Raw genomic sequence first — 10,544 nt, 5'->3', positions numbered from 1 at the left:
CCAACTCCTAAATCTTAAAGCCCCCCGACAACCCGTTTTAGTACCACCCCCGCTCGGGGGGGGGGGACGTGCCCCCGGGGCCGGGGGCCCCCAGGACGCGAGACGACCAGCTGAGCTGATCGTCCGGCGAGGTCTCCTCAGCCGCTCGGGGACCGGGCGGGCCCGGCGAGGTCGCCGAGGGAGTACGCCACCGGGCCGACCGGGATGGCCACGGAGGACACCCGTCCGGAGCACACTCCGGGCGGGTGTCGCCGTTTCCGTCCGGGAGCAGCGCAGAATGGGCGTCGTGCCACCCACCGCTGCCCAGAACGGGCCCAGCCGCGGCCGTGTCCTGGTCGTCGACGACGACGCCGCCCTCGCCGAGATGCTCGGCATCGTGCTGCGGCGCGAGGGCTACGAACCCGCCTTCGTCTCCGACGGCAACCGGGCGGTGGGGGCGTTCCAGCAGACCCGGCCCGACATCGTGCTGCTGGACCTGATGCTGCCCGGCCGCAACGGCCTGCAGATCTGCCAGGACATCCGCACCCAGTCGACCGTCCCGATCGTCATGCTCACCGCCAAGGGCGACACCATCGACGTCGTCCAGGGGCTGGAGGCCGGCGCCGACGACTACGTCACCAAGCCGTTCAAGCCGGTGGAGCTGGTGGCCCGGGTGCGCGCGCAGCTGCGCCGCGGCGAGACCGGGCAGGCCGAGAACCTGAGCATCGGCGACGTGCAGATCGACGTGCCGGCGCACCAGGTCACCCGGGACGGCGTGCCGATCGCGCTGACCCCGCTGGAGTTCGACCTGCTGGTCGCCCTGGCCCGCAAGCCGCGTCAGGTGTTCACCCGCGAGCTGCTGCTCGAGCAGGTGTGGGGCTACCGACACGCCGCCGACACCCGGCTGGTCAACGTCCACGTGCAGCGGCTGCGGGCCAAGATCGAGCGGGACCCGGAGAAGCCGGAGATCGTGCTGACCGTGCGCGGGGTGGGCTACAAGGCCGGCCCCCCGTGAGCCGACAGGCGCGTGAGCATCGCAGCGAGCTCTGCGAGCGAGGAGCGGAGCGCGTCGCGGAGGCGAACCGAGGTGCACCGTGAGCCGACAGGCGCGTGAGCATCGCAGCGAGCTCTGCGAGCGAGGAGCGGAGCGCGTCACGGAGGCGAACCGATGGGCACCGTGACCGGCGCTGCGGGCGGCCCGGCCGCGCCGGGCGGGATGTGGACCGGAACGCGGCCGTGAGCACCACGCGGCCGGCGTCCCGTGCGGCCGACGCGCCGTCCGGCGCCTCGTCGTCCTCCGGGACCGCCGGCGCGCCGGCGCGCCGGCGGCCGTCGCCGGCGGACCTGGGCGCGCTGCGCCGCGGGCTGCTCCGGCGCTCGGCCCGGACCCGCCTGCTGGCGCAGCGGCTGGCCGCGCGGGCGGTGGCCGCCTGGCGCTCGTCGCTGCACGTCCGGATCGGCGCGATCACCATGCTCGTGGCCGGCACGGTGGTGGTCATCGTGAGCCTGGTGCTGTTCAGCCAGATCCGCGACCAGCTGCTGTCGGTCAAGGAGCAGGCGGCCATCGACCAGGTGCAGACCGGCGTCATCTACGCGCAGAACGAGGTGGCCGGCATCGCCGCCGGCGACGGGGCGAGCGTGCGGGCGACCCTGGACCGCACCGTCCGCCAGTTGCGCGAGCGCAGCGGTCCGGCCGGCGACTTCGAGGTCGTCATGGTCTACCGGACCGGGGACTCCGAGCGGCCGCCCGCGGTCAGCCAGCGCGGCATCTACCCGGCCATCCCCGCCGAGCTGCGGGCCGGGGTCGCCTCCGGCGGCCAGTACGCGCAGTACGCGATGGTCCCCGACGGCAGCGGGCAGGCCCGGCCGACCTACCTCGTCGGCGCCCCGGTGCCCACCGGTGCGGGGAGCGCCGAGCGGATCGAGCTGTACTACGCCTTCCCGCTGGACCAGGAGGCGGAGAGCCTGTCGCTGTTCCGCACCACGGTGGTCATCAGCGGCATCGCCCTCACCCTGCTGGTCGTCGGGATCGCCGTCCTCGTGACCCGCCTGGTGGTCGACCCGGTGCGCCGGGCGGCGGGCACCGCGCAGCGGCTGGCGGAGGGGCAGCTCGAGGAGCGGATGGCCGTCCGCGGCGAGGACGACCTCGCCCGCCTCGCGACCAGCTTCAACGCGATGGCCGACAGCCTGCAGCGGCAGATCACCCAGCTCGAGTCGCTCTCGCAGCTGCAGCAGCGCTTCACCTCCGACGTCTCGCACGAGCTGCGCACGCCGCTGACCACCGTGCAGATGGCCGCCGAGGTGCTCTACGAGTCGCGCGCGGACTTCCCCCCGCACGTGGCCCGCTCCGCCGAGCTGATGCACACCGAGCTGGACCGTTTCGAGGTGCTGCTCACCGACCTGCTGGAGATCAGCCGCTACGACGCGGGCGCCGCCGTCCTCGACTGGGAGCCGACCGACCTCGGCGCGCTCGTGCGACGCGTGGCGGCGGGGATGTCGGCGCTCGCCGAGCGGCACGGCTGCCGGCTGAGCGTGTCCGGCCCCGGGCAGGACGTCATCGCCGAGGTCGACGCCCGCCGGGTGGAGCGGATCCTGCGCAACCTCGTCGGCAACGCGATCGAGCACGGCAGCGGCAAACCGGTGGAGATCACCTGGGCGGCCAACCGGACGGCAGCGGCGGTCACCGTCCGCGACCACGGCGTGGGGCTCACCTCGGCCGAGGCGCAGCACGTGTTCGACCGCTTCTGGCGCGCCGACCCCTCGCGGGTGCGCACCGTCGGCGGCAGCGGGCTGGGGCTGTCGATCAGCCTGGAGGACGCCCGGCTGCACGGCGGCTGGCTGCAGGTGTGGGGGCAGCCCGGCGCCGGCGCCCAGTTCCGGCTCACCCTGCCGCTGGCCGCGGGCGCCGACCTGACCAGCTCGCCGCTGCCGCTGCGGCCGGCCGCCCTGCGGCGTCCCGCGGAGGAGCCGTGACCCGCCGGGGCACCGTCCTGGGCGCGGTGCTCGCGGCGCTGCTGAGCGCCTGCTCCACCGTCCCGACGAGCACGCCGGTCGCGCAGATCACCCAGGCGCCACCGCGCGAGGAGACCCCGGTCGGCATCGAGCCGCTCGCGCCGGAACCCGGCGCCACCCCGGAGGAGATCGTCCGCGGCTTCCTCGACGCCGCCGCCAGCACGGTGCGCGGCCACCCCGTGGCGCGCGAGCACCTGGCCCCCGAGCCCCGTGGCTCCTGGTCGGACGACGCGGGCATCACCCTGCTCGGCGCCGACTACGCCACCGTCACCACCGACGCCGGCACCGTCGTCGTGACCGGCGAGCTGGTCGGCACGATCGACCAGCGCGGCGGGTTCACCGTGGGCGGCCAGGAGGTCTACTCGCGGGAGTTCCGCCTCGAGCAGGTCGACGGCGAGTGGCGGATCAGCGACCCGCCCGACGGGCTGCTCATGCTCGAGCCGGACTTCGAGCGGCTCTACGAGCGGCGCGACCTGTACTTCCTCGACCCGACCGGGCGGCGCGTGGTCCCCGACCCGCGGTACCTGATCAGCGGGGAGGCCCAACCGACGGTGCTGGTCGAGGGGTTGTTCGCCGGACCCTCGGCGGTGCTGGCCGCCGGAGTCCGCAACGCGCTGGACGACCCAGCGCTGGAGGACGCCGCGCTGGGCAGCACGGTGACCGTCTCCGCCCAGGCGGTGACGGTGGACCTGACCGGCATCGCCGACGCGCCGCCGGACCGGCTGGCCGACCTGTCCGCCCAGCTGGTGTGGACCCTCGGCCAGCTGCCGTCGGTGCGCTCGGTGGAGATCCTCGTCGACGGCGACCCGCTGGTCCTCGACGGCGTGCCGGCGGTGCAGACCGTCGACACCTGGGGCGCGCTCGACTCCGATGCCGCCCCGGTCGACGCGGTCGGTCACTTCCTGCTCGACGGCGCGCTCTGGACGGCGACCGACGCCCCCGCGCCGGCACCCGGCCCGGCCGGTGGAGGGGCCTACGGGCTGTCCAGCGCCGCGGTCGCCACCGACCCGAGCACCGGCGAGCTGACCCAGATGGTGGGGGTGACCCAGCGGGACGGCGGGGCGACCCTGCTGAGCGGGGACTACGGGGGCGAGCTCGCCCCCGTGCTGCCCGGCAGCACGCTCACCGTGCCGACCGTCGCTCCCACCCGCCAGGAGTTCTGGGTGGTCCGCGACGGCGCGACGGTGGTGCGGGTGCCCGCCGGCGGGCCACCGCAGGCGGTCAACGCCGTCACGCTGCCGGGCCTGGGCCGGGCCACGGCGCTGCAGCTCTCACCCGACGGGGTCCGGGCCGCGGTCGTCGTGGAGAACGGCCAGCGGCAGAGCCTGCACGTCGGCACCGTGGTGCGCTCCGACGACGGCCCGGTGGCGCTGCGGGACTGGCGCGAGGTCGCGCCGGCGCTGGGCCAGGTGGTCGACGTGGCGTGGCGGACCTCCGGCAGCCTGCTGGTGCTGGCCGGGGACCCGGGTGAGGACCGGACCGTGCCCTACGTCGTCGGTGTCGACGGCTGGGACCTCGCGCCGGTGGCCACCGCGGGCCTGCCGAGCCAGGCCACCCAGGTCGCCGCCGCGCCGGAGCGCCCACCGCTGGTCAGCGCCGGCGGCACGATCTGGGAGTGGCAGGTCGCCGGGGGCACCTGGGTGACCCTGGTCCGCGGCCAGCAGCCGCAGCCGGGCACCGAGCCGTTCTACCCCGGCTGACAGAGGACCCCGTCGCCCCACGCAACTCGCAGGCTCGCGGCGGGACCCTGCGAGGGGCCGGAGGACTGAGACGCCGGGGCATGCTCCCCGTCCACAGATCTCGTGCGGCCGTGGGCCGGGCGGGTACCGGGCGCGACGCTGGGGGAGTGGACGGCGGGGTGCTCGCGGCGCTGGCCGACCTGCTGCTGCCGCGCGAGTGCGCCGGGTGCGGCGTCCCGGGCGCCGTCCTCTGCCGGCGGTGCGCCGCGCTGCTCGCCGTCCCGCACCTGGCCCAGCCGCGCCGCTTCCCGGCGGGCTTCCCGCCGACGGTGGCCGCCGGCGCTTACGCCGGGCCCGTGCGCCCGGCGGTCAACGCGTTCAAGGAGCGCGGGCGGGCCGAGCTGGCCGGCCCGCTCGGCGCCGCGCTGGCACTGGCCGTCGCCGGGGTGCTCGCGGGGCTGTCCGCGCGCCCGGGACCGGTCCGGCTGGTCCCGGTCCCCAGCGGCGCCGCGGCGCTGCGCGCCCGCGGCCGGGACCACGTCCGGGAACTGACCGCCCGCGCGGTCGGTGAGCTCCGGGCGGCCGGCGTCCCGGCGGCCGAGGCCCGGCTGCTGCGCCGCAGCGGGCGCGCCGCGGACTCGGCGGGGCTCTCGGCGGCGCAGCGGCGGGCCAACCTGGCCGGCACCTTCGCGCTGCGACCCGGGCCGCCCGAGCTCCCCGCCGGCGCGGTGCTCGTGGTGGTCGACGACGTCGTGACCAGCGGCGCGACGCTCACCGAGGCGGCCGCGGTGCTCGCGCCGGCCGCCGGCCCAGCGGGGTCCCCGGTGCTCGCCGCGGTCGTCGCGGCGACCCCGCGGCGACCCTCCGGAGCGACTCCCCACGCGGCCCGGACGGCGCGTCCCCGAGGGCTGAGAGGTCAACTGTCGGGACCCGGGAACGGGGACTAGCGTGGGCTCGATCACAACCCGACCGACCGGGAGGTCTCATGGAGATCGTGGTCCGTGGCCGCAACGTCGAAGTCCCCGAGCACTACCGACAGCACGTCGAGGACAAGGTCGGCCAGTCCGACCGTTTCGACGGCAAGCTGAAGATCCTGCGCATCGACGTGGAGCTCTTCCACGAGAAGAACCCGCGCCAGTCCGGCAAGTGCCAGCGCGTGGAGATCACCCTCCGCGGCAAGGGCCCGGTCATCCGCGCCGAGGCCGCCGCGCCGGACTTCTACGCGGCGCTGGACCTGGCCGCCGGGAAGCTCGACCACCGGCTCCGCAAGGCCGCCGACCGCCGCCGCGTGCACCACGGACGCCGGACCCCGGCCAGCGTGCGGGTCGGCGGCAGCGCCCCCGACACCGACGTCCTGGAGTCCTTCGACCGCGACCGGCAGCTCGAGGAGGGGCCGCACGTCACCGACCTCGACGAGCACCTCCCCGGCCGGATCGTGCGGGAGAAGCACCACCCGGCCACACCGATGCACGTCGACCAGGCGCTCCACGAGATGGAGCTGGTCGGCCACGACTTCTACCTCTTCCTGTGCGCGGACACCGGCCAGCCGACGGTCGTCTACCGCCGGCACGCCTACGACTACGGCCTCATCCGCCTGGTCGACGCGCCTCCGAACGGCGTCGTCGAGCGCCAGGCCGCCGAGGCCGCGGCGGCCCGCGCGTGACCGCCCGGGGCGGGGCGCGCAGCCGGCGCGCCCCGGCCCCGCTCACTCGCCCCGCACGCGGCCGAACAGGACCGCGTCGGCTCGGGCGCGGTCCCGGTAGCCCAGGCACGAGCGGACGACGCCCTCGCGGCTGAAGCCGGCCCGCTCGGCCACCCGCTGCGAGGGGACGTTGGCGACGTCGGTCAGCAGGTGCACGCGGGGCGCACCGCGCGACAGCGCCCACTCGGCCAGCGCCCCGGCGGCCTCGGCCGCGTACCCGCGGCGCCGCGCCCACGGCGCCACCCAGTAGCCGATCTCGGGCCCGAGCCGCCGCGGGTCGCCGAGGTGGTGCAGGCCGCTGGCGCCCACGAACTCGCCGTCGGCCTCGATCGCCGTGTGCAGCGCGTGGCCCTCCGCGCGGCCGGCCACGGCCACCCCGGTGACGAACGCCTCCGCGTCCGCGGGCGTGTACGGCGAGGGGAGGGCGAGGAGCCACCGCCGGATCTCCGGGTCCTGGCAGGCGCGGAACACCGGTGCTGCGTCGTCCGGGCGGAACGGGCGCAGCACCAGCCGCTCGGTGCGGATCACCTCGGCGGCCAGGTCGACGCCGGTGAGGTCGAGGTCCATGCCCGATGGTCAGGCGTTGCCGAGCACCCGGTCGACCGATATCTCCAGGACCACCCGCGCCGGGTTCTCCCGCGGGGTGCGGTAGCGCCGGGCGTAGCGCTGCTCGGCGTCGGCGACCGCGGGCGGGTCGTCGCGCACCACCGCCGTCCCCTCGAGGGTGACCCAGCGGCGGCCGTCGACCTGGCAGACCGCGACCCGCGACCGGCCGTCGCGCACGTGCCGCGCCTTGGCCGACGTGCCCGAGGTGATGACCCGGGCGGTGCGGGTGGCCGCGTCGTAGGTCACCCCCACCGGGACGACGTGCGGGCTCCCGTCGGCGCGCAGCGTGGTCAGCGTGGCCAGGTGCCGCTCGGTGAGGAAGGTGAGCAGGCCGGCCGGCAGGTCGTCGAGGTCGTGCGCCACCCGGGCATTGTCGGCTGCCTGGTCCGACCGTCATCACCGCCTACGCTGGACCGGTGGTGTTCTCGAAGATCCTCCGTGCCGGTGAGGGCAAGATCCTCCGACGGCTGAACAAGATCGCCGACGCGGTCGAGTCGCTGGCGGACGAAACTGCCGACCTCACCGACGCGGAGCTGCGCGCCAAGACCGACGAGTTCAAGGAGCGCCTGGAGGAGGGGGAGACCCTCGACCAGCTCCTGCCGGAGGCCTTCGCCGTCGTCCGCGAGGCCGCCACCCGGACGCTCGGCCAGCGGCACTTCCGCGTGCAGGTCATGGGTGGTGCCGCGCTGCACCTGGGCAACATCGCCGAGATGCGCACCGGTGAGGGCAAGACGCTGACCGGCGTGCTGCCCGCCTACCTCAACGCCCTCTCCGGCCAGGGCGTGCACGTGGTCACGGTCAACGACTACCTGGCCAAGCGCGACGCCGAGTGGATGGGCCGGGTGCACCGGTTCCTCGGCCTGTCGGTCGGCGTCATCCTCTCCGGCGAGCGCCCGGCGCACCGGCGGGAGCAGTACGCCTGCGACATCACCTACGGCACGAACAACGAGTTCGGCTTCGACTACCTGCGCGACAACATGGCCTGGAGCAAGGCCGACCTCGTGCAGCGCGGGCACCACTACGCCGTCGTCGACGAGGTCGACTCGATCCTCATCGACGAGGCCCGCACGCCGCTGATCATCAGCGGCCCGGCCGGCGACCCGGCGATGCACCGCTGGTACACCGAGTTCGCCCGGCTGGCCCCGCTCATGCAGCGCGACGTCCACTACGAGGTGGAGGAGGCCAAGCGCACGGTCGCCATCACCGAGGAGGGCGTGGAGTTCGTCGAGGACCAGATCGGCATCGAGAACCTCTACGAGGCGGCCAACACCCCGCTGATCAGTTTCCTGAACAACGCGCTCAAGGCCAAGGAGCTCTACCACCGCGACCAGCAGTACATCGTCAGCAACGGCGAGGTGCTCATCGTCGACGAGTTCACCGGCCGCGTGCTGGCCGGCCGGCGCTACAACGAGGGCATGCACCAGGCCATCGAGGCCAAGGAGCGGGTGCAGATCAAGGACGAGAACCAGACGCTCGCCACGATCACCCTGCAGAACTACTTCAGGCTCTACGAGAAGCTCTCCGGGATGACCGGCACCGCCCAGACCGAGGCGGCCGAGCTCTCGCAGACCTACGGGCTGGGCGTCGTCCCGATCCCGACGAACCGGCCGATGGTCCGCGAGGACCGCCCCGACGTCATCTACAAGACGGAGAAGGCGAAGTTCGAGTCCGTCATCGACGACATCGCCGAACGGCACGAGGCCGGCCAGCCGGTGCTGGTCGGCACGGCCAGCGTCGAGAAGTCCGAGGTCCTGTCCAAGCTGCTGCTGCAGCGCGGCATCAAGCACGAGGTGCTCAACGCCAAGAACCACGCGCGCGAGGCGCACATCGTCGCCCAGGCCGGCCGGCTCGGCGCGGTCACCGTGGCCACCAACATGGCCGGCCGCGGCACCGACATCCAGCTCGGCGGCAGCCCGGACTTCATCGCCGACGAGCAGCTGCGCGCCCGCGGCCTGTCGCCGGCGGAGACTCCGGAGGACTACGAGGCGGCCTGGGACAGCGCGCTCGAGAAGGCCAAGGAGCAGGTGCGGGCCGAGCACGAACAGGTCACCGAGGCCGGCGGCCTCTACGTGCTGGGCACCGAGCGGCACGAGAGCCGGCGCATCGACAACCAGCTGCGCGGCCGGTCGGGCCGGCAGGGCGACCCGGGTGAGTCCCGCTTCTACCTGTCACTGGGCGACGACCTCATGCGGCGGTTCAACGGCCCGATGCTCGAGTCGATGATGACGACGCTGCGGGTCCCCGACGACCAGCCCATCGAGTCGAAGATGGTCAGCCGGGCGATCCTGTCGGCGCAGACCCAGGTGGAGCAGCAGAACTTCGAGGTCCGCAAGGACGTCCTGAAGTACGACGAGGTGCTCAACCGCCAGCGCACCGTCATCTACGCCGAGCGGCGCAAGGTGCTCGACGGACAGGACCTGCACGAGCAGGTCCGCACGATGGTCGACGACGTCATCAGCGCCTACGTCGACGGCGCCACCGAGATGGGCTACGCCGAGGACTGGGACCTCGAACAGCTGTGGACCGGTCTGAAGGCGCTCTACCCGGTGGGCCTGGACCGCGACGAGCTGATCGACCGCGTCGCCGACGGCGACCAGGCGGCGCTCACCGCCGACGTCCTCAAGCGCGAGCTGCTGGACGACGTGCACCGCGCCTACGAGGAGCGGGAGGCGTCCCTCGGCGCCGAGGTCATGCGCGAGCTCGAGCGGCGGGTGCTGCTCAGCGTGCTGGACCGCAAGTGGCGTGAGCACCTCTACGAGATGGACTACCTGCGGGCCGGCATCCACCTGCGCGCGATGGCCAACCGCGACCCGGTCGTGGAGTACCAGCGCGAGGGCTACGACATGTTCATGACGATGCTCGACGGCATCAAGGAGGAGTCGGTCGGCTTCCTGTTCAACCTGGAGGTCAAGACCAAGGCCCAGCAGGACGCCGAGGCGCAGGCCAAGCAGGCCGAGGCCGAGGCGAAGGCGCTGGCCGCCGCCCAGGAGGGGACGGCGCGGGTGCTGGCCCGTCAGGCGGCGGCCGCGCGGGCGGCCCAGGCCGCGGCGGCGCCCGCTCCGGCTCCGGCCGCTCCGGCACCGGCTGCGTCGGCCCCCGCCCCGGCGCCCGCGCAGCCGGCTCCTGCCCCCGCTCCCGTCGAGGGCGATGGCGTCGCCCCGGCCGCCGCTGCGCCGTCCCCCGAGGCCCCGGCTGCGGCTCCCGCACCGGCTGCGGCTCCCGCACCGGCTCCGGCCGCGCGCCGGAGCTCCTCGGCCCGACGGGCGCGGCACGCCGCGCCGGAGGCCGCCCCGGCGACTCCGGAGGTCGAGGAGCCGGTGTCCTCGGGCACCGGGCCGCAGCTGACGGTGAAGGGCCTCGACGACCCGCACCGTTCCGACCAGCTCAGCTACTCGGCACCGAGCCTGGACGCCTCGCCCAAGGAGAGCGGGCCGGCCAAGGCGGCCAAGACCGCGACCGTGACCGGCACCAAGGAGCCGGCCCGCAACGCGCCGTGCCCCTGCGGCTCGGGCCGGAAGTACAAGTCCTGCCACGGGGCGCCCTCGCGCAACTGAGAGAGGACCCGG

Annotated in this window: 8 protein-coding genes; 6 read left to right on the top strand and 2 right to left on the bottom strand. The window is 74.7% G+C overall.

Annotated elements, in window-relative coordinates:
* The first annotated feature begins 277 nt into the window (after positions 1–277).
* The 5 genes from mtrA to hpf all read left to right on the top strand — a co-directional run bounded on the left by mtrA (position 278) and on the right by hpf (position 6,333).
* Entirely contained in the window at positions 278–994 is a 717-nt protein-coding gene (gene mtrA / locus ACI78Z_RS16295) for an MtrAB system response regulator MtrA (RefSeq protein ID WP_457037582.1), read from the top strand.
* Positions 995–1,215: 221 nt separating this feature from the next.
* Positions 1,216–2,952, top strand: coding sequence for an MtrAB system histidine kinase MtrB (mtrB, locus tag ACI78Z_RS16290; protein WP_457037581.1), 1,737 nt, complete (start codon positions 1,216–1,218; stop codon positions 2,950–2,952).
* Complete coding sequence (locus tag ACI78Z_RS16285; protein ID WP_457037580.1) at positions 2,949–4,691, top strand: LpqB family beta-propeller domain-containing protein; 1,743 nt, start codon at positions 2,949–2,951, stop codon at positions 4,689–4,691. Before mtrB ends, ACI78Z_RS16285 begins: the two co-directional genes overlap by 4 nt.
* A 146-nt stretch (positions 4,692–4,837) precedes the next feature.
* Entirely contained in the window at positions 4,838–5,617 is a 780-nt protein-coding gene (locus tag ACI78Z_RS16280; protein WP_457037579.1) for a ComF family protein, read from the top strand.
* 38 nt (positions 5,618–5,655) lie between these two features.
* On the top strand, positions 5,656–6,333 hold the full coding sequence (gene hpf, locus ACI78Z_RS16275; RefSeq protein WP_457037578.1) for a ribosome hibernation-promoting factor, HPF/YfiA family: 678 nt from the start codon (positions 5,656–5,658) through the stop codon (positions 6,331–6,333).
* Positions 6,334–6,375: 42 nt separating this feature from the next.
* Here the strand turns inward: hpf and ACI78Z_RS16270 are convergent, their stop codons facing one another.
* Together ACI78Z_RS16270 and ACI78Z_RS16265 are read right to left on the bottom strand one after the other, a co-directional pair.
* The gene (locus tag ACI78Z_RS16270) at positions 6,376–6,939 is read right to left on the bottom strand and encodes a GNAT family N-acetyltransferase (protein WP_457037577.1); all 564 of its coding nucleotides are present in this window, start codon (positions 6,937–6,939) and stop codon (positions 6,376–6,378) included.
* 9 nt (positions 6,940–6,948) lie between these two features.
* Positions 6,949–7,341 carry a pyridoxamine 5'-phosphate oxidase family protein gene (locus ACI78Z_RS16265; protein WP_457037576.1) on the bottom strand — a complete coding sequence of 131 codons (393 nt, stop codon included), beginning with the start codon at positions 7,339–7,341 and terminating at the stop codon, positions 6,949–6,951.
* 53 nt (positions 7,342–7,394) lie between these two features.
* Between ACI78Z_RS16265 and secA the strand changes: the two genes are divergently transcribed.
* Positions 7,395–10,532: a preprotein translocase subunit SecA gene (gene secA / locus ACI78Z_RS16260; protein ID WP_457037575.1), complete on the top strand. Its 3,138-nt coding sequence runs from the start codon at positions 7,395–7,397 to the stop codon at positions 10,530–10,532.
* Positions 10,533–10,544 lie beyond the last annotated feature (12 nt).

The organism is Geodermatophilus sp. SYSU D01176, assembly GCF_054050015.1.
The sequence above is the reverse complement of the archived record's forward strand: the minus strand, read 5'-3'. Positions and strand labels throughout refer to the sequence as shown.